Annotated in this window: 22 protein-coding genes; 13 read left to right on the top strand and 9 right to left on the bottom strand. The window is 62.0% G+C overall.

What is annotated here, in order from left to right; translation table 11 throughout:
* Positions 1–215: 215 nt before the first annotated feature.
* On the bottom strand, positions 216–1,775 hold the full coding sequence (locus M0D67_RS24215; protein ID WP_266239922.1) for a methyl-accepting chemotaxis protein: 1,560 nt from the start codon (positions 1,773–1,775) through the stop codon (positions 216–218).
* A gap of 365 nt (positions 1,776–2,140) precedes the next feature.
* On the opposite strand from M0D67_RS24215, the gene M0D67_RS24210 reads away from it, so the two are divergent.
* Both M0D67_RS24210 and M0D67_RS24205 read left to right on the top strand, forming a co-directional pair.
* Positions 2,141–3,466: a YihY/virulence factor BrkB family protein gene (locus M0D67_RS24210; protein ID WP_266239921.1), complete on the top strand. Its 1,326-nt coding sequence runs from the start codon at positions 2,141–2,143 to the stop codon at positions 3,464–3,466.
* Positions 3,467–3,994: 528 nt separating this feature from the next.
* Positions 3,995–5,131 (top strand): porin, encoded by a 1,137-nt coding sequence (locus M0D67_RS24205; RefSeq protein ID WP_154562918.1) that lies wholly within the window; start codon positions 3,995–3,997, stop codon positions 5,129–5,131.
* 269 nt (positions 5,132–5,400) lie between these two features.
* On the opposite strand, the gene M0D67_RS24200 is transcribed toward M0D67_RS24205, so the two are convergent.
* From M0D67_RS24200 to M0D67_RS24170, 7 genes are all read right to left on the bottom strand, one after another.
* Positions 5,401–6,273 carry a proteasome-type protease gene (locus M0D67_RS24200; RefSeq protein ID WP_266239919.1) on the bottom strand — a complete coding sequence of 291 codons (873 nt, stop codon included), beginning with the start codon at positions 6,271–6,273 and terminating at the stop codon, positions 5,401–5,403.
* Between the two features lie 240 nt (positions 6,274–6,513).
* Entirely contained in the window at positions 6,514–7,341 is an 828-nt protein-coding gene (locus M0D67_RS24195) for a transglutaminase family protein (RefSeq protein WP_266239917.1), read from the bottom strand.
* 13 nt (positions 7,342–7,354) lie between these two features.
* Entirely contained in the window at positions 7,355–8,305 is a 951-nt protein-coding gene (locus M0D67_RS24190) for an alpha-E domain-containing protein (RefSeq protein ID WP_154562912.1), read from the bottom strand.
* Between the two features lie 173 nt (positions 8,306–8,478).
* A complete protein-coding gene (locus tag M0D67_RS24185; protein ID WP_154562910.1) occupies positions 8,479–9,888 on the bottom strand; it encodes a circularly permuted type 2 ATP-grasp protein in 1,410 nt (469 codons plus the stop codon).
* Between the two features lie 399 nt (positions 9,889–10,287).
* Entirely contained in the window at positions 10,288–10,740 is a 453-nt protein-coding gene (locus tag M0D67_RS24180; RefSeq protein WP_007177969.1) for an HU family DNA-binding protein, read from the bottom strand.
* A 472-nt stretch (positions 10,741–11,212) separates the two neighbouring features.
* Entirely contained in the window at positions 11,213–12,691 is a 1,479-nt protein-coding gene (locus M0D67_RS24175) for a PLP-dependent aminotransferase family protein (protein ID WP_266239915.1), read from the bottom strand.
* A 191-nt stretch (positions 12,692–12,882) separates the two neighbouring features.
* Complete coding sequence (locus M0D67_RS24170; RefSeq protein WP_266239997.1) at positions 12,883–14,424, bottom strand: peptide MFS transporter; 1,542 nt, start codon at positions 14,422–14,424, stop codon at positions 12,883–12,885.
* A gap of 947 nt (positions 14,425–15,371) precedes the next feature.
* On the opposite strand from M0D67_RS24170, the gene M0D67_RS24165 reads away from it, so the two are divergent.
* From M0D67_RS24165 to M0D67_RS24120, 11 genes are all read left to right on the top strand, one after another.
* On the top strand, positions 15,372–15,944 hold the full coding sequence (locus tag M0D67_RS24165; RefSeq protein ID WP_154562906.1) for a cupin domain-containing protein: 573 nt from the start codon (positions 15,372–15,374) through the stop codon (positions 15,942–15,944).
* A 181-nt stretch (positions 15,945–16,125) separates the two neighbouring features.
* The gene (locus M0D67_RS24160; protein ID WP_154562904.1) at positions 16,126–17,742 is read left to right on the top strand and encodes a peptide ABC transporter substrate-binding protein; all 1,617 of its coding nucleotides are present in this window, start codon (positions 16,126–16,128) and stop codon (positions 17,740–17,742) included.
* A gap of 16 nt (positions 17,743–17,758) precedes the next feature.
* Positions 17,759–18,697, top strand: coding sequence for an ABC transporter permease subunit (locus M0D67_RS24155; RefSeq protein WP_054040391.1), 939 nt, complete (start codon positions 17,759–17,761; stop codon positions 18,695–18,697).
* A gap of 3 nt (positions 18,698–18,700) precedes the next feature.
* Positions 18,701–19,615 (top strand): ABC transporter permease, encoded by a 915-nt coding sequence (locus tag M0D67_RS24150; protein ID WP_266239911.1) that lies wholly within the window; start codon positions 18,701–18,703, stop codon positions 19,613–19,615.
* 1 nt (position 19,616) lies between these two features.
* A complete protein-coding gene (locus tag M0D67_RS24145; RefSeq protein ID WP_266239909.1) occupies positions 19,617–20,612 on the top strand; it encodes an ABC transporter ATP-binding protein in 996 nt (331 codons plus the stop codon).
* On the top strand, positions 20,609–21,661 hold the full coding sequence (locus M0D67_RS24140; RefSeq protein ID WP_266239907.1) for an ABC transporter ATP-binding protein: 1,053 nt from the start codon (positions 20,609–20,611) through the stop codon (positions 21,659–21,661). Before M0D67_RS24145 ends, M0D67_RS24140 begins: the two co-directional genes overlap by 4 nt.
* Before the next feature lie 152 nt (positions 21,662–21,813).
* Positions 21,814–23,403 (top strand): OprD family outer membrane porin, encoded by a 1,590-nt coding sequence (locus M0D67_RS24135; protein WP_266239905.1) that lies wholly within the window; start codon positions 21,814–21,816, stop codon positions 23,401–23,403.
* 128 nt (positions 23,404–23,531) lie between these two features.
* Entirely contained in the window at positions 23,532–23,678 is a 147-nt protein-coding gene (locus tag M0D67_RS42115) for a DUF6402 family protein (protein ID WP_367619649.1), read from the top strand.
* Positions 23,679–23,704: 26 nt separating this feature from the next.
* A complete protein-coding gene (locus M0D67_RS24130) occupies positions 23,705–24,184 on the top strand; it encodes a hypothetical protein (protein ID WP_266239903.1) in 480 nt (159 codons plus the stop codon).
* Positions 24,185–24,187: 3 nt separating this feature from the next.
* A complete protein-coding gene (locus M0D67_RS24125) occupies positions 24,188–24,334 on the top strand; it encodes a DUF6402 family protein (protein WP_266239901.1) in 147 nt (48 codons plus the stop codon).
* Positions 24,331–24,831, top strand: coding sequence for a hypothetical protein (locus M0D67_RS24120; RefSeq protein WP_266239899.1), 501 nt, complete (start codon positions 24,331–24,333; stop codon positions 24,829–24,831). Before M0D67_RS24125 ends, M0D67_RS24120 begins: the two co-directional genes overlap by 4 nt.
* 92 nt (positions 24,832–24,923) lie before the next feature.
* Here the strand turns inward: M0D67_RS24120 and M0D67_RS24115 are convergent, their stop codons facing one another.
* Positions 24,924–25,802, bottom strand: a complete 879-nt coding sequence (locus M0D67_RS24115; RefSeq protein ID WP_154562894.1) for an IclR family transcriptional regulator — start codon at positions 25,800–25,802, stop codon at positions 24,924–24,926.
* Positions 25,803–26,078: the final 276 nt, after the last annotated feature.

Here is a 26,078-nt window from a genome sequence, read left to right as displayed (position 1 = left end):
GCTCGCTGGCGCGCGGTCAGGCGCTGTCACGCAACTGGTCGCGTGACGCCTCCATCAGGCGGCGTCACGCGCGCCACGATCACGGCTCTGCTTGCCTCACCAGTCATATTGACCACATTGCGGTAAAACTCACCCGTTTTACAATCCCGCCTGGCCACTGCGTCACCTTGGCCACGACATTCAGTCTGTCTGGCGCCTCGCGTGCCCCACGCTGTTCACGCCCCTTCCGGCAGCGTGAACACGGCAATCGCGGCCGCCAGTTGCCCGGTCTGTGCTTTCAGGACGTCGGCCGACGCGCTGGCTTCTTCCACCAATGCAGCGTTCTGCTGGGTCGTTTGATCCATGCTCGCCACCGCGATGTTGACCTGCTCGATGCCCGAGCTTTGCTCGACCGACGCCGCGCTGATCTCGCCCATGATGTCGGTCACGCGGCGCACTGCGTGCACCACTTCCTGCATCGTTTCACCGGCCCGGCCCACGTACTGCGAGCCGCCTTCGATCTGCGCGGCCGATTCTTCGATCAGCGTCTTGATCTCCTTGGCCGCCGCCGCGCTACGCTGCGCGAGGCTGCGCACTTCGCCCGCCACCACCGCAAAGCCGCGCCCTTCCTCACCGGCGCGCGCCGCTTCGACGGCCGCGTTCAAGGCAAGAATGTTGGTCTGAAATGCAATCCCCTCGATCACCCCAATGATGTCGCCGATCCGGTGCGATGACTGCGAGATGCCACGCATCGTCTCGACCACCTGGCCGACCACTTCACCGCCGCGCGCCGCCGTCTCCGAGGCGTTGTGCGCCAGTTGACTGGCCTGCTTGGCGTTATCGGCGTTCTGCTTCACGGTCGCGGTGATCTGCTCCATGCTGGAAGCGGTTTCGCCGAGCGCTGTCGCCTGCTGTTCCGTGCGGCGCGACAGGTCCGCGTTGCCGGCGGCGATCTCGTTGGACACCGTCGAAATCAGCGTTGCGCCGCTGCGAATCTGCATGATCGCCTGCGCGAGTCGATGCTGCATGCGCTGCATCGCGGCGAGCAGGCTGACGTTGTCGCCGGCTTTCGTCTCGACGACCACATCGAGGTCGCCATCGGCGATACGTGAAGCGATCTGCGCCGCGTAAGCCGGTTCGCCGCCGAGTTGCCGCAAGATGCTGCGCAGGATCACGCCGATCACGAGCCCCACCACCAGACACAGAATCAGCGCGGCACCGACGTACTGCGCGAGGGTGGTGTAAAACGCGGCGTCGATATCGTCGGTGAACACACCGGTGACGATCGTCCAGTCCCATGGCTTGTAGAGCCGCACGTAGTTGATCTTCGGCGCCATCTGATTGGAGCCCGGCTTCAGGAACTGCAGGTGGATGAAGCCTTCGCCTTCGCGCTGGGCGAGATCCGAGCCGTCCTTGAACACGTGACGGCCTTGCGGGTCCGTGAAGCCGCTCATGTCCTTGCCTTCGAGATCGGCCCGCACGCCGTGCATCAGCACTCTTGCATGCGCATCCTCGAGCACGAGGTAGCCGCCGGCGCCGTCATAGCGCATCGCGCGCAGGTCGGCCATGGCCGTACGTTGCGCGTCGCCGAGCGACATCGTGCCGGCCGCAACGAGGCCGTTATAGCGATCCAGCACGCTGTAGGCCACGCTCACCACGCTTTTCAGCTCGGCCTGACGGTCGGCGATCATCGTGTCGCGCGTTTTGAACCCGCCCCACAGGCCGATGGCCAGAATTCCCATGCACATTACTGCCAGCGCGAGCCAAAGCCGCACTTTCAGGCGAAAACGTTCCATCTCCGTATTCCTTTGTACTTATAGCCGGCGCCGCGCGGGCGGGCACCGTAACTGTTCATGTCAATCTTCGGAATAACGGCGGAGCGGGAGAAAACTTCAGCGTTTGTTTGATGCGTGTGTTTGATGCCTTCGTGCGTTGACCTATGGGGCGGAGCTTGACTGGTGCTGCTTGCCGGGGCGGCGGCATTCTAACGGCACACATGCTCGCGGCGTATCACGCGCATGGGCACGAAGCGCTTGTTATAGTGACAGGCACAAGGTTTGCGAAAGGCGTCGATGCGAAGTCTGCAAATGCTGCATTGAGGCCACCTTAGCGGCTCGCACACTGCGCTTGCGGCGCCAGTATCCCCTTGAGAAACACGACCATGGACATCGACACGCTCTCCTCCGAGAACCTCCAGTTGGTAGCGCGCAGGCAGGCCAACTGGGCAATTGGCGCATTCAAACAGTTCTCCGACGACCGTTGCGCGGCCATGGCCGCCAGCATCGCCTTCTATGCGGCCTTCTCGCTCGCGCCCACGCTGGTCATGGTGATCGCCGTGGCGGGCTGGTTCTTCGGCGCCGCGGCCGCGCGCGGTGAACTGTTCACCCACATTCACGGCCTGCTCGGCGACCAGGCCGCCGCGGGCGTGCAAACCATCGTCGAGAACGCTCATCACAGCGGCAGCGCCGGCGGCATCGCGGCGATCATTTCGTTCTCGATGCTGGCGATCGGCGCCTCGGCTACCTTCTCGTCGCTCAATAGCGCGCTCAATCTGGTGTGGCCGTATACCGGGCCGCGCTCGTCGAGCGTGATCGCGATGGTGCGCGTGCGCCTGATCTCGTTCGGCCTCGTGCTCGGTGTCGCCTTCCTGCTGATCGTCTCGCTGGTGCTCGATACGGTCATCACGTTCATCGGCAAATGGCTGTGGGGCAACTCGCCGTATGTGGTGATCGGCAACCTGCTGCAACTCGGCGTCGGCCTGCTGGTGCTGGCCTTCGCCTTCGCCGGACTGCTGAAGTTTCTGCCGGACGCCAAGGTGCAGTGGCGCGATGCGTTCGTCGGCGGGATCGTCGCGGCTGTGCTGTTCTCGGCGGGCAAGAAACTGTTCGCGCTGTATATCGCGCATGCCGGGATGGCGAGTTCATTCGGCGCCGCCGGTTCGCTGGCCGTGCTGCTGATGTGGCTGTACTTCTCGGCCGCCGTGCTCCTGCTCGGTGCGGAGTTTTCGGCGGCGCGCGGGCGCATGCACGATCCGCGCGGCGGCTGGGGCATGCAGGAAGACTCGCCGCCCGGCAGCCGTGCCGTGCTTGCTTCGGTGCTGGCGGCCTCGACGGTATCGATCGATGCGCAGCCTTGCGTGAAAGACCGAGAAACCCCTGCTGCCGGGCTTGCCCCAGCAACCGGAGCGGCTGCCGCCGTGGCGCGTGCCGCAGCAACGCCAGCGTCAGCTTTACCGCCGCTGGAACCGCGAAAGAAGACTTCAGCGCGGGCGACCGTAGTCAAGATCGGCCGCACCGTAGTCCTTGCCGAAGCGCGAGCGACACGTGTCGCCGCGGTCACGTTGGTCGAAGCGGGCCGCACGGCCGTCGCCGCCGATCGTTACGTCAAACGGCACCCGTGGACCTCGGTGCTGTTTGCGGCAGCGGCTGGACTCGCTGCCGCCGCCGTGGCGCGCCGCAAAGGTGACGATGACGGCCGTGGCGCGTGAATGCGCGTGAAGAGTGAAGCTGGTGGCAGTTCGCACCGACAACACCAGAAGGGAGCGCCCCGACATGAGAACCATGGCGGCGGACCAAAGCAGGGGGCCGGAACGGCCGGCCACGACGGCAAACCACAGCAGCAAATCCCGGCCACAAGTTTGCGACGGCAGCGGTGGCTACCTGCTCATAACGCATAAATTCTGTCCAGCGCGCCCGTCAAGCGCGACGCGGCTCTGTTTTTATATGGGCGCTGAAGAACCGATGGAACAACTAGACGACTAGATTACAAAGGACATTCAAACAAGTGTCTAAATTGCAGGTCCCGAGGCCTTCACTATCAACAAAACAACAATAATGCGCACTCAGCGAACGAATATTGCTGAAACAGCAACAATCGTTAACGGGCTTTAAATACAAGGCTTTGCGTCGTTTGTCGGTTTTTGGAGACACTCTTTTTTTTCCGGTTCTTACCAGTTGAGGCAGTGAGCTATTCTCCTTTCCGCAACAACAAACTAATCATCTGCGTGGAGAAAAGGATGAAACGAATCGCCCTGTCTACCCTCTCGCTGGCGCTGCTCGGCGCCACCGGCGTAGCACATGCTCAAAGCAGCGTTACCCTCTATGGCCTGATCGACGACTCGATCCAGTACATCAACAACAACAACGTTTCGGGCAAGAACAAGAGTTCCGTCGCTATGGCCGCAGGCAACCTGCAGGGTAGCCGCTGGGGCATGAAGGGCACGGAGGATCTGGGCGGTGGCCTGAAGGCTATCTTCCAGTTGGAAAACGGTTTCGACCCGAACAGCGGCAAGCTGAACCAAGGCGGTCGCGAATTCGGCCGCCAGGCCTTTGTTGGCCTGCAAAGCGACCAGTTCGGTACGGTCACCATCGGCCGCCAGTATGACCCGGTGGTCGACCTGGTTCAGGCGCTGACGGCAGACAACTACTTCGGTTCCACCTTCACGACGCCGAGCGACGTTGACAACAACGACAACAGCTCGCGTACGAACAACGCAGTCAAGTACACGTCGAACACGTACGCTGGCTTCCAGTTCGAAGCAATGTACGCATTCGGCGGCGTAGCAGGCTCGTCGGGTGCAGGTCAAACCTGGTCCGGCGCAGCAACGTACGCGAACGGTCCGTTCAGCATCGCTGCTGGCTACATCCGCATGGACAACTCCAACACGGCGGCCGCTCGCGCAACTGGTTGGAACGCGACGTCGGACGGCACGTTCAACTCGATCAATGCACCGTACGCATCGGCGAAGTCGATCGGTATCGCTTCGGTTGCTGGCCAGTACGTTATCGGCCCGGTCACGGCTGGTATCCGTTACAGCAACGCACAGTACAAGCCGGACGCCCTCTCGACGTTCAGCTCGACCGAGCGTTACAACGTCGGTGCTGGCTTCGTGAACTACCAACTGACGCCGGCAGCATTGCTGGGTCTGGGCTACACGTTCACGCACGCTTCGGGCAACGGTCCGTCGGCATCGTATAACCAGATCTCGCTGGGCGGCGACTACAACCTGTCGAAGCGCACAGACCTCTACCTGGTCGGCGCCTATCAAAGGGCATCGGGCACGGGCGCAACGGCAACGGTTGCCGACTACGACGCCGAATCGGCCTCGAACTCGCAAGTAATCGTCAGCCTCGGTATCCGCCACAAGTTCTAATCGAACTTGACGGACTGCGGGAGCAACACGCAGTCGAAGACCAGCCACGGGCAATCAGCCTGTGGCTGGTTTTTTTTTCGTCCCCAGGCTTTGGCGCTCGCGGCGACGACTGGTCCGTCCGAGTCATGCCGCGGATCGAGGGACAACCGCGCACGCGCTGCACGTCCATCGCGATCCCCTCAGTAAATGAAAAGGCCGCCAGCAAGCCCTTAACAGGCTCGTGACGACCTTGGTGTGATGCTCCCGGCCAGCGATCTACGCCGAACGCCCTAGCGCCGCTGGGCCTTGCCCTTCTCCGCCTGCGCCAATGTCTGCGCCGGCTTCGCATCGAGCTCGTGCTCCACGCCGTCCGCCCCCACCGGCGCGCGATGCAGCACCAATGCACGCTCACGCTGCAGCAGCGGCACATCAGGCGATTCCTGCCAGTCCGGATCGGGAATCTCGCCGAATACCTGACGCAGCCGCTCGCCCCACGTGCGGTGAATCATCTCGAAGTACGCATTGTCGTGGTCGATCGAGACGAAGCGCGTGACGTGCAGCGAATCTTTCTCATACACAAGCAGATCCAGTGGCAGCCCGACCGAAAGATTCGAACGCAGCGTCGAGTCCATCGAAATCAGCGCGCACTTGGCCGCTTCGTCGAGCGGCGTGGACGGCGTCAGCACGCGATCGATGATCGGCTTGCCGTACTTGGCCTCGCCGATCTGGAAATACGGGTTCACAGCCGACGCTTCGATGAAATTGCCCGCCGCGTAGATCATGAACAGGCGCGGCCGGTTGCCGGCGATCTGGCCACCGAGAATGAAGCTGCAATTGAATTCGACGCCGAATTCCTGCAGCGCCTCCGCTTCGCGCTGATGCACGCGGCGTACCGCGTGGCCAATCACGCGGGCCGCGTCGGCCATGGTGGGCGCACTCCAGAGCGTAGGCTGCGAAGGATCGACGGGCTCGGACAGCTCGTGCAGCACCGCTTGCGTGAGCGACAGATTGCCCGCGCCCAGCAGCACAAGCATGCGTTCGCCCGGCTGCTCGAACACCGACATCTTGCGCGCGGTGCTGATGTGATCGACGCCCGCATTGGTGCGCGTGTCCGACAGGAACACGAGCCCGTCATCGACGGACATCGCTACACAGTAAGTCATAAGGAAAAGTACCCGCAAAAAACGACTGAACGGCGCTATTGTAATGCGGCGCACATGCGCCTTACCCCGTTTTACGGCCGCCGCGCGCCGAATCTGAACGGCTATGCGGGCTGACGCTCACTTAAACGCCTCGCCAGCCCTCCCGGTAAGCCGTCCTGTGATGTGACCGCGGAGGCGGCCGCGGGCGGCCTGTCATGCAGCCCCGGGCGCCCAGTTGAGCCGACCGTCAGTCCCCGCCCCCTATTGCGGCATCTGCCCACTGACCGTAACGGACACCTTCAGATGCTCCTCCAGCCCGCCGATCCGCCGGCCGCGCACCGGCGCGGCAGCTTCGTAGTCGCGCGCCACGGCGAGCCGGCAGTAGATCTCACTGGCAAACGCAGCATGCGTGACGTCGACGGAAATCCAGCCCTTGCCATCGAGCCACACGTCGACCCATGCGTGGCTCGCGCCGTGGTCCGCCCCAAGGGGACTTCCTCCGGTGCTCACATCGCCGGGTTCGATGTAGCCGCTCACGTAGCGCGCCGGGATGCCGCGCGCGCGGCAGCAGGCCAGCATCAGATGCGCGTGGTCCTGGCACACGCCGTTGCCGAGCGCGAGCGCCTGGGCGGCCGTGCTGGTGACTTCGGTGATACCGGTGTTGTACTTCACGCGCTGCACGATCTGTTCGGACAACTCGATCAGATTGCCGGATGTCGCAAGACTCGGCACTGATGCGGCCAACTCGCGGATTGCCGCATCGGCCTCGGTGAGACGCGTCGAGCAGGTGAAATGCTCGAGCGGAATCGGCCCGACCGCGTCGGGCAATTGACCATCTTTCAGCGCAATCGTGTCCACTTCGCCCGCTACGTGCAGACGAATCTCGCTGTGCGGCTTGTTGATGACGAGCGTATGCAGCACATTGCCGTAGGCGTCGAAGGTGGCGTCGAGCTTGCCCGGCGCATCGATGCTCCAGCGCCGCACCACCTGCGAGGCGCCGCTCGCCGGCGTCAGACGCAGTTGCTGGATCGAATAATGGACAGTCGCTTCGTAGCGATAGGACGTGTCGTGGCGGATCGTCAGGTACATAGAAAGAACTCCGTCAGGCGACTGGCAACATCAGATAGGTACGCGCAACCAGATTGCCGAGCTCGAACACGCGAGCAAGGAACTGTGTCAGATAGGCGTGCAAGCCGGCTTCGAAAATCTGCCGGATGTCGGAATACACCAGCTCGGCGCGCAGCTTGCCGGCAAACCGTTCGCACTGGTTCGAGCCCGGCGTGCGCAGCATCGCCAGATTCGTGCAGACGCCTTCGAGCGAAGCGAGCAGCGAGCGCGGCATCTGCTGGTTCAGGATCATCAATTCGACCACTCGCGCCGGCGTGACGACATCGCGATACACCTTGCGATAAATCTCCAGCGCCGACACCGAACTGAGAATCGAGGTCCAGTAGTAAAAGTCTTCGAGCTGGCGCGCGGCATCGCGTGAATTCGGCTCGACGTCGGCAAAGCGCACGTCGAGAATCCGCGCGGTGTTGTCGGCGCGTTCGAGGAAGGTGCCGAGTTGCGTGAAGAAGAACGCGTCGTCCTGCAACGCGGTGCCGATCGTCACGCCGCGTGACAGGTGCGAGCGGAACTTCACCCACTCGAACAGCGCGCCCGGATTGCTCACGGCCTGACCGGACTGGCTCCGTTCGTTGAATTCGAGCCAGGTGTCGTTGATGGTTTCCCACCATTCGGTCGTCAAGGTGCCGCGTACGGCGCGGGCGTTTTCGCGCGCGGCCTGCAAACACGAGTGAATGCTCGACGGATTGGTCGCATCGGCCACCATGAAATCGAGCACATGTTCGCGGGTCGGTTCGTCGTAGCGCTGCGCGAACGCGCTTTCGAGCTCGGAAATGCGCAGCACCGAGCGTTGCGCGCGCGCTTCCTGTTCGGGCGTTTGCGGCAACAGCAGCGCCTTCAGGTTGATGTCGAGCATGCGGGCGGTGTTCTCCGCGCGCTCCATGTAGCGGGCCATCCAGAAGAGGTGATCGGCGGTTCGGCTTAGCATGACGGCGTTCCGTATCTGATGACGCGAGCCCCTGGTAAAAGTAAAAAGGCTCGCGCTGGTTATCCGTGTGCACCGGCGGCGGTTCGATTACTTCGCCGGCACGTTGGGTTGCGAGCGCGGTTGCATGAAATGCTGCAATAACTCCAGCATGAGCAACCGCATTGGCAACCGCGTCAGTCGACCATCCACGTATCTTTGGTCCCGCCTCCCTGCGACGAATTGACGACGAGGGAGCCCTCCTGCAACGCCACGCGCGTGAGACCACCTGCGCACATCGTCACGCTCTTGCCGGACAGCACGAACGGCCGCAAGTCGATATGGCGCGGCGCGATGCCGGATTCGACAAAGGTCGGACACGCCGACAACGCGAGCGTAGGCTGCGCGATATAACCCGCGGGCCGCGCAATCAGGCGCTCCCGGAACGATTCGATTTCGGCTTTCGTCGATGCCGGTCCCACCAGCATTCCGTAGCCGCCCGCGCCGTGCACTTCCTTCACGACCAGCTCGGGCAGATGCGCGAGCGTGTATGCGAGATCGTCAGGCTTGCGGCACTGGAACGTGGGTACGTTGTTGAGGATCGGCTTCTCGCCGAGGTAAAACTCGATCATTTCCGGCACGTACGGATAGATCGATTTGTCGTCGGCGATACCGGTGCCCATGGCGTTCGCCAGCGCCACACGTCCGGCCCGATAGGCGGTCAACAGACCCGGCACGCCCAGCGCCGAATCGTTGCGGAAAGCGAGCGGATCGAGAAAATCGTCGTCGACGCGGCGATAGATCACGTCGACGCGCTTCGGTCCCTGCGTGGTGCGCATGAACACATAGTTGTCGTCGACGAACAGGTCCTTGCCCTCCACCAGTTCGACACCCATCTGCTGTGCGAGGAAGGTGTGCTCGAAATACGCCGAGTTGTACATGCCCGGCGTGAGCACCACCACGACCGGATCGTCGACGCCTTCGGGCGCAACCGAGCGCAGGGTGTCGAGCAGCAGATCGGGATAATGCGCGACCGGCGCAATGCGGTTCTGCACGAACAGCTCGGGGAAAAGCCGCATCATCATCTTGCGGTTTTCCAACATATAGGAGACGCCCGACGGCACCCGCAGGTTGTCTTCGAGCACGTAGAACTCGCCCTCGTCGCCTGCGCGCACCACGTCGACGCCGGCGATATGCGCGTAAACACCGAGCGGTACGTTGACGCCCTGCATTTCAGGCCGGTATTGCGCGTTGGTATAGACCTGTTCGGCCGGCACGATGCCGGCACGCACGATATTGCGATCGTGATAGACGTCGTGGATAAACAGATTGAGCGCCTGCACCCGCTGGCGCAAACCGGCCTCCAGCGTCTGCCATTCGCTGCGCGGAATGATGCGCGGAATCAGATCGAAAGGGATCAGCCGCTCGGTGCCGGACAAATCGCCGTTCACCGCGAAGGTGATACCGACCCGGCGGAACAGCAGGTCGGCTTCCGCACGCTTGCGTGCGATCGCCTCATTGCCCTGCTTCACCAGCCACCGCTCAAAGCGCGCGTAGTGTGGCCGCACGGCATCGTCATGATGACGCATCTCGTCATAGCATCGCATGTCACGCCCCGCTCTTGTTGTCGGATAGAAGGCGAATGCGCTGCGCATTCGGTGTTCGACAATCGTTGAAGCAAGCGCTATGCCATTGAGCTTTTCGCGTGCCAAATACAGTGCATGCACGCCAACAGCGCATCCCGACCGGCATGGCCTCGCTGCCATCGTACTGCGGCGGCTCATGATGCGCTAGTACGGTGCATAAGCGGCACCTTGGCGGGCAGCGGCGAGTTCGCCAAACCACGGCAGGCGCGCATAAAAAATCCCCGCGGATTCGCATCCACGGGGATTCGGACAACTCGCACTGCGGGTCGGCTCAAACGTTAACCAAGGTTAAAAGCGCACGGTTAAAAACGCACCGTTAAACAACCACGCTCAAAAACCGCGGCAACGCATGAAGCACGATTAGCCTGCTGCTGCGTCTTTCAGCTTCTTCAGCGGACGTGCCTTGATGCGCACGCTAGCCGGCTTGGCCGGGAACCAACGCTCTTCGCCCGAGAACGGGTCTTTGCCGAAGCGCTTCTTCTTCGCCGGCACAGCTTGCACGACGATCTTCAGAAGACCCGACAGCGTGAATTCGCCAGCGCCCTTCTTGTGCACAGCGCCGAGGATCGTGTCTTCGAGCGCGGCCAGAACGGCCTTGGCGGTCTTCGGTTCCACAGCAGCGCGTTCAGCGACGTGTGCAGCCAGCGAGGCCTTCGTGAAGGTGTCCTTGATCGGCGACGGAGCGCTGGACGCCTTCACGGCGACCTTCTTAGCTGCGACGGCTTTCTTCGCAGGGACTTTCTTTGCAGCAACCTTCTTGGTCGGTACCGGGGCAGCAGCCTTCTTGGCCACCTTTTTTGCGGAAGTCGGCATGTTTCTCCTACCTGTAGTGGTCAGTAAATTGCACGAAGCGCACACGGTATGCGCACGCTTCAACGCCGGATTCTACAAGCGCTAATACGATTTGCGCGACTCTTTTGTGTATAACAGCGAAGGTTTGTTGCGCGGCGCAGACTGCGCAACACATTTTGATCCTTGTTTTAGCGGGTAAACGTGCGGCGGCGCGCGTCGGACCGGTCTGCAACACGAACACGTAACGTGCGTTACAAGCCATTTCGACGCCTGAATTGAGGCACTTTCGGCACCGGGCGATCGTCGACGGATAGCGACTCGATGGCGAAACCGTGACTCGCCGACGCGTTCGCCACGCCGATTCACGCGACGGAAAAAACACGCCCCCTGCAGCGAAAGTCTCTGCAAGGGGCGGCTAACATTGCTCTGCGACAGAAAATCGCAGGCCGTTTCAAGGATAGGCTTAAGTAATGTTCGAGCGTGTTTTGAGTCGTCAGCGGGCGAGCCGCGGCAGAATGTCGGCGAGCCTGGTAAGGGCCGCGTCGATATGTTCGACCGCAATGCTGCCGTAACCCAACATCAAACCGGGCTGCGGCTTCGCACGCTGATAAAACGGCGCGAGCCCATACAAACCGATCGACGCTTCACGCGCGGCGCTCACTAGCGCCTCCTCGGTCAACGGCGCCTTCAGCCACGTCGCCATATGGATGCCGGCGGTCGGCACAATCGGTTCGAACCACGGCGCGAGGTCGCCCTGCAAATGCTTCAGCAGCATCGCGCGGCGCGCCGCATAGGTCTTGTGCATGCGCCGCAGATGTTTGGCGAAGTCGCCGTTGAGCATGAAGGTCGCGAGCGCGGTTTGCGTGAGGGTGCAGCCGTGACAGTCGGCAATCTGTCGGGCCTTGAGAAGCGGGCCATAGAGGGAGGCCGGCGGCACCACGTAGCCGACCCGCAGTTCCGGAAAAATCGTCTTCGAAAACGTCCCCACGTATGCGACCAGACCGGCGCGGTCGAGACTCTTCAGCGGCTCCATCGGCCGGCCTTCGAAACGGTACTCGCAGTCGTAGTCGTCTTCGATGATCACGGCGCCGCGTTTCTGCGCCCATTCGAGCAACTCGACGCGCCGCTCCAGACTCATCGGCATGCCGAGCGGGAACTGATGCGAGGGCGTCACGTAGACGATCCGCGCCTTGTCCGGGAGCTTGCTCACGATCAGGCCTTCGGCGTCCACCGGCACCGGCACCACGCGTGCGCCCGTGGCCGTGAAGCACGCCTGTACCGGCGGATAGCCTGGGTCTTCGAGCGCCGCGATCTCGCCGGGCCGCAATGTGATGCGCGCGATCAGATCGAGCGCGTGCTGCGCGCCTTGCGTGACGATCACGTCGTCCCAGTTGCTCGCGACCGCGCGGTTGAACGCCAGGTAGCGCGAAATCGCGAGGCGCAATTCCTGCTCGCCGGCCACGTCGCGATACGTGCCTGGGCCGCGCGCCTGCACACGCAATGCGTGGTTCACGCAGCGGCGCCAGACGTCGAAGGGGAACAGCGATTTGTCGGTCGCGCCGCCGACGAAATCGTGCGGCGAGGCCACCGTGGGCCGCGGCAATGGCAAAGTCTCGGGCATCTCTTCCCACAGCGGTTGGGCACGCGCTGCCGCTTTCGGCTTCGCCTTCGCCCGCTCGCGCGCCGACTCAACCGCCAGTGCATGCGACGAGCGCTCCGCCGGCAGACGCTCCAGACCATCGGCGACGAAGGTGCCCGAACCGGCGTGCGCGCTCAAATAGCCTTCAGAAAGCAAGCGTTCGAACACGTCGAGCGTCGTCTTGCGCGAGACGCCCAATTGCGTGGCGAGATCGCGCGTGGACGGCAAACGCGTGCCGCCGGCGAGGCGCCCTTCGAGTATGCCGGCACGCAACTGCCGGTAGATCTGTCCGGACAGATCGTGACGCCCGTCGACCGCGATATGGATGTCCATCCGAGTGGCTACCTTAAATATCCGGGAAATGCTTATTCCGAAAGACCAATACCGACCGTAAGCTTACCTCCGTCGCCGCCATCGGAGCAGAAACGTACCGGACATTTACGACAAGGAACCGCGCATAAAACGCAAAATGGCGCGCCTCTGTAATACGACGCGCGCCATTTTTGTTGCACTACCGGAAGCGATTACTCCGCCACTACTCCATTCAATGCAGCCGCTTGCCGCGCGTTCTCACGCGCTTCATCGCCGCAACGCTGATGCTCACGCGAAAGCTTGCGCATCAGCGGCAACAGCAGCACGGCGATCAGCGCGCCCAACGCCGCAAGCCAACCCAAGCCGTTAAACAACTTGGTGTACAGCGGCAGCGATTCGAGCGGATCGAGATTGCCCGCAGGCATTTGCGCGAAGTTCGCCACCACGCTGCCCAGATACTGCGAAACACCGGTCGCCACGAAGTAAGCACCCATCATGAAGCCGCTCATCCGCGCCGGCACGTAGCGCGCGATCATCGCGAGGCCGAGGCCGCTCACCAGCAATTCGCCGAGCGAATACAAACCGTAGCCGCCCACCATGAACCACGACGACACGCGGCCGTTCACCGCGTAGTTGCCGCTCGCCGCATAGACGAAGAAGCCGGCCGCCACCACCGCGAAGCCGAACGCGTACTTCACCGCGACCGGCACGTCCTTGCCGCTCTTCGCGAGCTTCGTATAGAGCAGCGCGAGCACCGGGCTCAGCAACATGATCCAGATCGGATTGAGCGCCTGGAACTGCGCGGCGCTCCATGTGAACCACGTCTGGCCGAACAGAATGAAACGTGGATCGACGTTGCGCAGCGCGAACAGCGTGAGCGACGTCGACATCTGCACGTAGAACACGAAGAACAGGATCACCTGCGCGGTCAGGATCAGCGCCGCCACCAGGCCCGAGCGCTCTGAGCGTTCGCACTTCACCAGCATGTAGCCGAAGATCGCCAGAATCGCGACGCCCGCCGTGTACACGCAAGCCACCGCAATCGCCTTGTGCTGCAGCACGAACATTGTGACCGCGCCAAGCACGATACCGCCCAACGCAACCGCGCCGACGCGTTTCCAGCGAATCGGCTCGGCGTCCGGCGTGGAGCCGATATGCGCGAGCGTGCGGAACATGATGAAGTAGTTCAGCACCGACAGCAGCATGCCGGCGCAGCAGACCGCGAATGCCGTATGCCAGCCCCAATGGTCCTTGATCCACGGCGTCGCAAGCATCGACACCGTCGAGCCGATATTGACCGCCATGTAATAGATCGTGAATGCGCTGTCGATGCGCGCGTCGTCGCCTTCATAGATGCGGCGCACGAGGTTCGCGGCATTCGCCTTGAATAGCCCGTTGCCCACCACGATCACGCCGAGCGACGCGTACATGTAGTTCAATTGCTCATTAGGTAACGCCAGCATCAGATAGCCGGCTGCCAGCACGCCGGCGCCGAAGATCATCGTGCGGCGCGCGCCGAGAATCTTGTCGCCGATCCAGCCGCCGATCGACGGCGAGGCGTACACCAGTGCCGTAAACGCGCCCCACGTGAGGGTGGCGTGGCTGTCGGTGAAGTTCAGCTTGTCGATCATGAACAGGACCAGCAGCGCGGCCATCCCGTAGTAGCCAAAGCGCTCCCACATCTCGATCAGAAAGACCGTCGAGAACGAACGGGTCTGCGAGACCGGTGCGCTGGCGGGATTGGACGAATTCATCATGTACCTCTTGTTCTTACGGTTGCAGCGGCACGCGGACTGGCCACGCGGCGCGAAAAACTGGATCTGGGAAAACGGTCGGCGGAGCCCGCGCGACGCGGCACAGGCATTTGCATAGGCATGTGCGTAGCCAGCGGCACGCTCAGCTACGCGCTCATCTGCAAGCCAGGTTGCAAAGTGAGGCGCCTGTACCAGCAGAAAAACCAGGGAATGGGATGGAGGCCCGCCACGCGGGACGTCCCGAAGGAAGTGCCCTTGGGGGACGCTGCGCCACATCGGGCTCGGGTTCCGGCAAGCGGAACGGGCTCAATGATAAAGCATTGTGGGGAACGGCTATCCGACGGGCGGCAGATGGCGGCCGCGCCGGGCGGCGGGCACACAGCCCGCGGCAGGAAAAATCGGCAGTGATGGTCATGTCCTCATGCCGGCCAGCGTTCTGATGGAACGTGCCAGACAATGCTCCGCCGCGCAGGATCGCTGCGCTCGGAATAAAAAACAGCGGCCGGCGTCGCGTCTGATACAAACACGTGCGCCCATCCGCCAAGCGGGCCTGATTCTGCAAACAGAAGCACGGTTCGTCACTCAGGGAATTCACTGATGCCACGCCAATTACCTGTTCTTACGCGCCATATTCCTTCATTCCCCAGTCGGGTGTGGCTGAAAATAGTCTTTGATGTCATGCCTTTAACGTCTCCTGATACTCAATTTGCATCAATGCCGACACCCATTGCATACAGCAGTCTTTACCGCATCCGCTTTCAGTTTCTCGCCGATTGCCGGTCAAAACGGCTGGCGCGGATTTCGGTTCTGGCAACATAGAGCGTTGTCTCGAAATTGCGGCCCCTTGCACGACCGGGCGCTGAACGGCCCGCCACCCCGGCCTGGACCGCAATCAAACCATATTTACTTATATCAAACAAATTTTGACGGGCTAATTTCCTCCTGCTATGGTCACGACAATTCAAAAGAACAACCCGGCACTCGAACTTGGGAGCAAGATCCGCGCGCTGCGGCAACGGCTGAAGCGCACGCTGGATGAAACGGCAACAGCGGCGGGGATTTCCAAACCGTTTTTGTCGCAAGTCGAACGCGGTCTGGCCTCACCGTCCATCACTTCGCTGGCCGGGATTGCCCACGCACTCGGGGTGACGGTGCAGTATTTCGTCGACACGCCAAGCGAAGAACGCTCGATGTGCCGCGGCGATCAGTTGAAGTTTTTCGGTTTTGCAGACTCAGCCAATCTGTTTGCACGGTTGACTAATCTGACGGGCGGCCGGCAGCTCGAAGCGATCCTCGTGAGGATGCCGCCCGGGCAGAAACGCTCGGAAGTCACCACGCATGCCGGTGAAGAGTTTATGTATGTGATCAGCGGCGAAGTGTCGTTGACGCTGGAAGGCAAGACGTTCGTGTTGCACGCGGGAGACAGCGCGCATTACGAATCGACGGTGCCTCATAGCTGGGCGAATACCGCGCGTATCGAGACGGTAGTCGTCTGGGTGGGCACACCAAGACTGTTCTAAGAGGCAGGCACCTTTTCCGGTTGATCCGGCCAGGGTTTGCCTGCATTACGAAATGTAAGGAATCCTGCATGTCGCGCAACCAGCACGGGCAACAAGGGCCGCCCCGCCCCGAGCACCGCAGATAACCGGGCGCCCTGGCGCCAGCGCGTTCTTCTCTCGACCTTTCCTGCGACCTCAACCGATGAAAACCCCGTTTGCCTACGCGACGGCGCTGACCGCGCTCGTCCTTACGTTTCAGCCCTCCGCCTTCGCCGTCAACGTACCCGCAGGTGTCACCCTCGCCGCCAGCCAGGAAATGACCCGCCAGGTACCGGCCGAAACCGAATCGCTCGACCCCGCCCATATCGAATCCTGGACCGGCGACACGATCGCGCTCGACATGTTCGAAGGTCTGACGCGCATCGACGCGGCCGGCGCGATCGTGCCAGGCGTTGCGCAATCGTGGACGCGCACCGGGCCGACTACGTGGGTTTTCAAGCTGCGCCACGACGCGCGCTGGAGCAATGGCCAGCCGGTCACGGCGGCTGACTTCATCTATGCATGGCAACGCGTGCTCGATCCGAAAACGGGTTCGAAATACACGGTGCTGGTCGAATTCGTAAAGAACGCCAAGGCGATCCTCGCCGGCAAGGCGCCGCTGACGAGCCTCGCCGCACGTGCCGTCGATCCGTACACGCTCGAAGTCACCACCGAAGTGCCGGCCGCCTTCTTCCCGCAACTGACCGCCATGCCGGCCATGGCCCCGGTCAATCGTGAGACCGTGACCAAATTCGGCGGCGACTGGACTCGTCCGGGCAACTTCGTCGGTAACGGCCCGTATGTGCTGACCGACTGGCAGCCGAGCAACCGGCTGGTGGCATCCAAAAGCAGCACGTACTGGAACGCCAGCAAGGTCGTGATCACGAAAGTGACCTATCTGCCGATCGAAAACGACGAAACGGCGATGCGCATGTATCAGGCCGGCCAGTTCGACTACACGTATTCGATTCCGTCGGGCATCTATGCGCAGGTCAGCAAACAGTTCGGCTCCGAACTGAAAACCGGCCTGCAGATCGCCACCTACTACTACAGCCTGAACAACGAAGACCCGGCATTCAAGGACAAGCGAGTGCGCCAGGCGCTGGCGATGGTGCTGGATCGCGACCTGCTGACCAAGCGTATAACGGCCGACGGCGAGGTGTCGATGTACGGCCTGATCGCCAAGGGCACGGAAGGCTCGAACGTCTTCACGCCTGACTGGGTAAGCTGGCCGATGGCCAAGCGCGTCGATTACGCGCGCAATCTGTTGAAGGCCGCAGGCTATTCGGACGCGAAGCCGCTGACGTTCACCCTCACTTACAACACCAACGACCTGCACAAGAAGGTCGCGCTGTTTGCCACCTCGGAATGGCGCACCAAGCTCGGCGTGACCGCCAAGCTCGAAAACGTCGAATACAAGGTCCTGCTCAAGCAACGCCACGACGGCAAGGTGCAGGCCTCGCGCGACGGCTGGTTTGTCGATTACAACGACGCCAACTCGTTTTTCGATCTGATACGCTGCAACAGCGTGCAGAACGATCAGCGCTACTGCAACCCGCAAGTCGACAAACTGGTCGATGAAGGTAACCTGCAGCTCGACGACGCGAAGCGCACTGCCCTGCTCACGCAGGCGCACGATCTGGCCATGAACGACTACCCGCTGGTATCGCTCTTCCAGTACTCGGCGGACCGGCTGGTCAAGTCGTATGTCGGCGGCTACACGTCGACCAATTACGTCGACCAGCGCGCCACGCAAGACATGTATCTGATCAAGCACTAAGCGCGGGAGCACCGTCATGCTGGCCTATACGCTGCGCCGCACGCTCTGGGCGATCCCGACGATTCTCGCCGTTATCACCGCGTGCTATCTGCTGCTGCACCTCACCCCCGGCGGGCCGTTCGACACGGAGAAACACCTGTCGGCGGCCGTGCTCGCGAACCTCAACGCCAAGTATCACCTCGACGAACCGTTGTGGCTGCAGTACCTCCACTACCTTGGTTCGTTGCTGCACGGCGACCTCGGCCCGTCGTTCCGCTACGCCGACTGGAGCGTCAACGATCTGGTGTGGAAAGCGTTGCCGGTGAGTCTCGGCGTCGGCGGCGTATCGGTGCCGATCGCACTGGTGATCGGCGTCGCGCTCGGCACGCTGGCCGCGGTGCGGCGTGACCGCTTCGTCGATCACTTCGTGATGGTGCTCGGCAATATCGGCAACGTGGTGCCGCCGTTCGTGCTCGGGCCGGTGCTGGTGTGGATCTTCGCGATCCTGCTGAAGACTTCCGAAGGCCACGGCTGGCTGCCGGCAGGCGGCTGGGGCGAAGGCGAGTGGCGCTATCGCGTGCTGCCGATCGTGCTGCTCGTCATCATCAACGTCGCCGGGATCGCGCGCGTGATGCGCGGCAGCATGATCGAAGTGCTGTCGGGTAACTTCATCCGCACAGCGCGCGCCAAAGGTCTGCCGGGCCGCACGATCGTGTTGCGCCACGCGATGAAGCCCGCGCTGATGCCGGTCGTGTCGCTGCTCGGCTCGATCTGCATCTCGTCGATCACCGCGGCCGTGGTCACCGAATCGGTGTTCGCGCTGCCGGGTCTCGGCCAACTGGTCGTCAACGGCGCGATCAATCGCGACTACACCCTCGTGCTCGGCCTCGTTGTGCTGACGACCGCCGTCGCCGTGCTGTTCAATCTGCTGGTCGACCTCGCGTATGCATGGCTCGATCCGCGCATCCGGTACTGATCCATGGCCCGCTCATTTCAAACGACTGCCGCGGCGCTCGATCCGCTCGCGGCCATTGCCAACGCGCCGCGTTCGCGCGGCCCGCTCGCCACCGCTGCCGCGCGCTTCGTGCGCAACCGCGCGGCGTTCGCCGGCTTTGTCGTCTTGCTGCTGATCGTGATTGCCTGCGTGGCCGGTCCGTGGTTCCTGGCGAATAATCCGATCGATAGCGACTGGAGCGCGATCAGCCTCGCGCCCACGCTGCAAAACATGCACTGGTTCGGCACCGACGAACTCGGTCGCGACCTGCTCGCGCGCACGCTGCAAGGCGGTCGCGTGTCGCTCGAAGTCGGCCTGCTCGGCACACTGGTATCGGGACTGATCGGCGTCGCATATGGCGCTACCGCCGGCTATCTGGGTGGCCGCGTCGACGCGGTGATGATGCGTATCGTCGACATGATGTACGCGATCCCCTACATGCTGATCGCCATCCTGATGATGACGCTGTTCGGCCGCGCGTTCTATCTGGTCGTGCTCACCATCAGCGCGTTCTCGTGGCTCGACATGGCGCGCGTGGTGCGCGGTCAGACGCTGTCGCTGCGCTCGCGCGAATTCATCGACGCCGCCCGTGCGATCGGCGTGAGTTCGCGTTCGATCATCGCGCGCCACATCGTGCCGAACCTGTTCGGCGTGGTGGTGGTGTACGCGAGCGTGACGGTGCCGAATATCGTGCTCACCGAATCGGTGCTGTCGTTCCTCGGCCTCGGCGTGCAGGAACCCATGACGAGCTGGGGCGTGCTGATCCAGGACGGCGCGCAGAAACTCGATTCGATGCCCTGGCTGCTGTTGTGCCCGGCCGTGATGCTGTGCATCACACTGTATTCCGTGAATTTCGTCGGCGATGGTCTGCGCGACGCGTTCGACCCGAAGGACCGCTGACATGCCGCTACTCGAAGTCAAAGACCTGAGCGTGCGCTTCACGCGCCGCGAGGGCGCACCCGTCGACGCGGTGCAGCGCGTATCGTTTTCGCTCGAAGCGGGCCGCACGCTTGGCATCGTTGGTGAATCGGGTTCGGGCAAAAGCCAGACGGTGATGGCGCTGCTCGGTCTGCTTGCCGGCAACGGCAAGGTGTCGGGCGCCGCGACCTATCGCGGCGAAAACCTGCTGACGATGAACGAAGCCGCGTTGAACAGGATTCGCGGCGACCGCATCGGCATGATCTTCCAGGACCCGATGACCTCGCTCAACCCGTTCCTGACGATCGAACGGCAGATGACCGAGACGCTGCAACTGCATCGCAAGATGTCGCGCCGCGAAGCGCGCCGCCGCGCCATCGAAACGCTCGAAACGGTGCGTATTCCCGATGCCGCACGGCGCATCAATATGTATCCGCACGAATTTTCCGGCGGCATGCGGCAACGCGTGATGATCGCGATGGCCCTCCTCTCCGAGCCGGAAATCCTGATCGCCGACGAGCCGACCACCGCGCTCGACGTGACCGTGCAGGCGCAGATCATCGAGCTGCTGCGCGAACTGAACCGCGAACGCGGCACCGCGATCATCCTGATCACGCACGATATGGGCGTCGTGGCCGGTTTGTGCGACGACGTGATGGTGATGTACGCCGGCCAAACCGTCGAGCAGGCGAACGCCGCCACGCTGTTCGCCGCACCGACGCATCCGTACACAATCGGTCTCCTGAACGCACTGCCGCGCCTGACCGACGACGATGACCGTCCGCTGCAAACCATTCCCGGCAACCCGCCGTTACCCGGCGAAGTCGGCGAAGGCTGCGCATTCGCACCGCGCTGCACGTATTGCTCCGACCGGTGCCGCGAGTCGCGGCCTGCGCTTATCGCGTCGCCTACGGCTGTCGATGCGTTGCGCGCGTGCCACCGGCCGGCGCAGGAAATCATGGAGGTACAACACGTATGAACGCCACTTCCATTGCAAGCCAGGGCCAAAGTCCGGCAACGCTGTTGTCAGTCGACAATCTCAAGGTGCAGTTCGGCGTGCCGCGCGGCGGCTTTCCGTGGTCCGGCAAAGCAACGCTGCGCGCAGTGGACGGCGTGTCGTTCAGCGTGCGGCGCGGCGAAACCGTGGGCCTCGTCGGCGAATCGGGCTGCGGCAAGTCCACACTCGCGCGCGCCATCATCGGGCTCGCACCGGTGGCGAGCGGCAGCGTGCGCTGGCTCGACAAGGAAACCGTCCTGACGGGGGCGCATCGCGATACCTCGCGCTTGCGCCGCGATGTGCAGATGATTTTCCAGGACCCGCTCGCCTCGCTCGATCCGCGCATGACGATCGAACAGATCGTCTCCGAACCCTTGCGCACGCATGGCCAGGACATTGCCCGCGCCGACGTGCAACGGCGCGTTCTGACGATGCTCGAACGCGTCGGCCTCAACGCGCAGCATCTGCGCCGCTATCCGCATGAGTTTTCCGGCGGCCAGTGTCAGCGCGTCGGGATTGCGCGCGCGTTGATCGGCGAACCGCAACTGGTAATCTGCGACGAGCCGGTGTCGGCGCTCGACGTCTCGATTCAGGCGCAAATCGTCAACCTGCTGCGCGATCTGCAGCGCGAGTTGTCGCTGTCGCTGCTGTTCGTCGCGCACGATCTCGCGGTCGTCAAGGCGATCAGCCACCGCGTGCTGGTGATGTATCTGGGTCGTGTGATGGAGTTCGGCGACAAGCGCGACGTATATGGCACGCCGCGTCATCCGTACACACGTGCGTTGCTGTCGGCCGTGCCGGTGCCCGATCCGGTGGTTGAACGCGCACGCCGTCATCTGCTGTTGCGCGGCGAGATTGCGTCGCCGCTCAGCCCACCCTCCGGCTGCGCGTTTCGCACACGCTGCCCGGATGCGATCGAGGCCTGCGCTGGCGAGATTCCGCAGGCTGTCACGCATGGCGCGAGCGCGACACGCGTCGCGTGCATTCGCGTGAACGACGCCTCCATAGCAGTCCCCTTAGGGCATCGCTAAAGAGATCAGTCTGAAAATTTAAACCGTATTCCCCGGCGCGGCGGGCCGCCGCGCCGTTGGATTCGTTCGTCCTGCCATCAGCGGGACAAACGATACGCGTGGACTGGCTAAACGCCAGCCAAAGACTCACCAAAATAACAGAGACGTACTACATGAAAGATAGCCGAACAAAAAAGTGGTCAAAAAAAACTAATGCAGCCACCTTCTTTTACTGCGCATTCACGCTGCCCGCGCTGACCATCGGCGCGAGTGCCTACGCCGACGACGTCGTACTGGAGCCCACCTCCGATACGACGAAAACTCAAACACTCGCGCAAACGTTTTCCTCTCCTGCGCAACGATCGCAAGCAACGCCCGCCTCGCAAAGTTCGCAAGCCAACACGCCCGGCAAGCGCAGAGCCGAACAGGGCGGCCAGGTGCGCAACGATCAACCCGACACCACCAATGCCGTCGTCAATGCGGAAGCCAGCCAGACGGTGACGCCAGCCACGCCGCCGTCGAGCCAGGCAGCGAGCAAGGGCTTTATCGCCGATAGCCATCTGAACCTGCAGTTCCGCAACTATTCCGACTACTTCCAGGCGCCCACCTCGATCTATCGTCACGCGTGGGTTCAGGGTGCGCAAGTCAACTACGAATCCGGTTTCACGCAGGGCCTGGTTGGCTTCGGTGTCGACGCGTCACTGTTCGCCGCGCTCAAGCTCGACGGCGGCAACGGCGCCGGCAACATGGTGCACGTCGGCAAGGACGGCGGCGGCTCGCAGCAGCTCGCATGGGCTTACCCCGGCATGTACGACATCAAGGGACGTATTTCGGAAACGGTCGTGAAGTACGGTCTGCAGACCGTCACCAATCCGTTCCTCGAACCGCATGACAACCGCGCATTGCCGCCGACGTTCCTCGGTGTTTCGATGGTCAGCAACGATCTGGTTCACACGACGCTGGAGGCCGGCAGTTTCACCAAAGTCGATGCACGCGGCCACACGAACCTGACTAACCTGACCACCTCGTACGGCGGCACGCGCATCGACCGCCTGACTTACGTGGGCGGAACGTGGCACTACGCGAAGAACGGCGAAATGGCGCTGTACGTCGACCAGGCGGACGACGTCTGGCGTCAGTACTATGGCTCGGTCGCGCAGTCGTTCGGCGACCCGACCACGATCAGGTGGAGCGGTCTCGCGAATATCTACTCGACGCACGATACCGGCGCATCACGCCAGGGGCATATCAACAGCAACGCGTACAGCCTGTCGGTTTCCGCACAGCACGGCCCACATGCGCTGCTGCTCGGTTACCAGCAGGTGCTCGGCGATCAGTTCTTCGACTACGTCAACGAGACCAACGGTATCTACCTGACCAACTCGATGGACGTCGACTACAACGCGCCGCATGAGCAGTCGCTGCAATTGCGCTACACGTTCGACGGCAAATACGCCGGCGTGCCGGGGCTCAAGGCGATGTTCTGGGGCGAGTACGGCTGGGGTGCGGATGCGTCGGCGGGTGCCGCGGACAATGCTTCGGCGTCCGCGCCGCTGCACAACCTGTACTGGAAGAACGGTGAACCGGTGCACGGCCACCATCACGAGTTCGGCTTCATTCCGAGCTATACGCTGCAAAGCGGCCGCTTCAAGGACACGAAGGTCACGTTCATCGCGATGTGGCACAACGCCTCGCACTATTACTCCGATGGCAACAATATGGAGTACCGGTTGGTGGTGAATGTACCGGTGAAGGTGTTTTGAGCGGGGCGGGGCTCCAGGCCCTGTGCTTAGGCGCATAAGAGCGTTGTTATCTCCGCCTACAACGCCGGGGCCTCGATTCTCGATCAACCGCAACCTCCTTCGTTGGCTGTCCCGTTGCGGTCGGGGTTGTGCGTGGGAGCGGAAACATCTACAACCCCGTCAAGGGCAGTTCATTCCGACCGTGGGTGATGAAGCATAAGCGCGGCGGCGACTTTGTTGTTTATTCGGATTGTCGTTTTGTGCCGATTTACCCACCCATGACGGTCTACCTATGATGGGAATGCAAGGATATTCCGAAGGCATGATGGCGTTCTACGCGCTCGTCCTTATTGCGTTGGTTGTGCTGGCTAGCTTCGTCCGGTCGCTGGTCATCATTTTTTCGCAGTCAACGGAACGGGCTGCTCGCGTCGGGCGCGTCGCCGGGTTGTGGGTCACACGAATTGCCAGCGTGGCCGTGCTATGGATTGCCGTCAATTACTGGATCGGCGCTGACCTGAGGTCAAAGGCACACGACTGCAGAAAGACGCCCTCGGATGGAGGACGTTACATAGCCGAACTGTGCCTACTGCGATGGAATCCCGGAAACGATTCTGACTACGTAGGCCGCGTGTACGACGCAAAGAATAGCGAACTGTTGGCCGAGCGAACATTCAGCACACCCGTACCAGAGTTGTCGTGGTGGAAAGAGGACAATGTTTCATTTTCGAGAGGTGGCGACGATTCTTCCTGGGTAATCCTGCCACCTTCGCTGTATGACAGACTGCTAGCCAAATTGCCCTAGGGGGTGCCACGTTCCACCTCCCGGAAGTCAGTTAGAAACCGTTCATTCAGGCAGTGGCAGCTAATGCACCAACGCGGCGGAGATTTTATCGTGTATTCCGACTACCGGGTTATTGGACTGAATCCACCAATTGAATTGGGGTTTCTATGAAAGGGCTGCAAGGATATAGCGAGAGCATGCTGATGCTTTGCATCCTCGCCATTGTCGTCACAGTCACGTTGGTCAGTTTTGTCCGGTCAGTCATGTTCATCTTTTCGAGCGGTGACGGCAGGACCATGCGGACTCGCCAGATTGCCCTGCTCACGGCCGAGCGCCTCGCCATTGTGGTCGCGTTGGCCTATACGGGCAATTATTTGCTGGACGTGCGACAGCGGTCGCACGCTGCGACGTGGCACAACGTGCCATCCGATACGGATGCCCGCTACACGGCCAGCTACAGTTATCTGTGGAACAACAAGATTCTTCTACGTCTATACGACGCAAAGTCCAAGAAGCTGTTAGCGGAAAGGACCCATTTCAATCTTGATGCACCGAACCTTGCTTGGACAGACCACTCGCTTATCTACGACACGTCAGCGGACGGCGATGACGGTGAAATCAGTCTGCCGCCGTCACTCCTGGACACTCTACTCGCCAAACTGCCGTAGCGCCGTGGCTTCCGTTTTGCGTTGGCAGGGTGTACTTGACAGGCAAAACCGCGTCGGCTCAACGTGACGCCCTATTCGCTTTCAGTTTCAGATTAACCCGCGATCCGCTCCGTAGTCATCGCCCGCGACAAACCATGCATCGGCCGGCGCAACGCGACATCGAAGGGATTGGTTTGCGGGCCGATCGCATCCGCCTGACGGCGCAGCAATTCGACCACCATCGGCAGGCGATCGTCGCCGAGACGCGCCGCCAGCGTGCCCACGCTCAGCGCCGCCACCGCGACACCCGTGCGATCCAGAATCGGCACCGCCACACCCGCCATGCCGTCGAGTACCCCACTATTGCGGCCCGCGTACCCGAGTTGGCGCACGCGCTCGATCTCGGTGCGCAAATACACTTCGTCGAGCACACCATAGCCGCGAATGCGCGGCACGTTAAAGCGGATGATCTCTTCACGCTCTGCTTCCGGCAGGAACGCGAGAATCGCCAGACTCCCCTGACCGACACCCAAGGCCACGCGCCCGCCAATATCGCCGGTGAACGAGCGAATCGGAAACGGCCCTTCGCAAATGTCGAGACACACCGCGTCGAAGCTGCTTTTGACCAGCAGAAAAATCGTGTCGCCAAGACTCGCGCAAAGCCGCAGCAGCGCGGGACGGCACAGCGTGCGCATGCCGCTCGGATTGCCGGCCTGCGCGGCGAGCGCGAAGAAATCGACACTCAGCCGATAAAGCTTCGAGCTTTCGTCCTGCTCGACGATGCCTTCCGCGATCAGCGCGTGAAGAATGCGATGCACCGTGCCTTGCGTGAGACCCACCGCCTTCGCGAGACGCGTGACGCGACCGCCGTCGGGTTGCGCTTCGGATAACGCACGGATCACCGCGAAGGCGCGCTCCAGCATCCCGGGGCCGGGCGGACTGCCGGTATCGGCCAGTGCGGGATCGGCATCTCGTTTGGTGGCAGCATTCATCTCTGTCGCTCCGATTTATTTCATTGACCGGAACACTATAGAGGGAATTATCCATGAATGGAATATTCCCGGCACGCCCGTTCCATTTGCACTTTATTCCGATTCATAGGGATTTTCCGGACGTCATGGAACGGAATGATCAATGCCAGTCTTGCCGAATCTATTCCGCTCATCGGAATTTTTTCTAAACTTATACCGTCAAACGGAATTTGAAATTGACGCCATGCAATTTGGCTGGATAGAGTCGGCTCCATCGAGGCAGTAGCCGATAGAACC

The organism is Paraburkholderia sp. SECH4 (assembly GCF_030511745.1).
GTDB classification, from domain to species: Bacteria; Pseudomonadota; Gammaproteobacteria; order Burkholderiales; family Burkholderiaceae; genus Paraburkholderia; species Paraburkholderia madseniana.
Note: the sequence above shows the minus strand (reverse complement) of the source record. Positions and strands in the feature narration are given on the sequence as shown.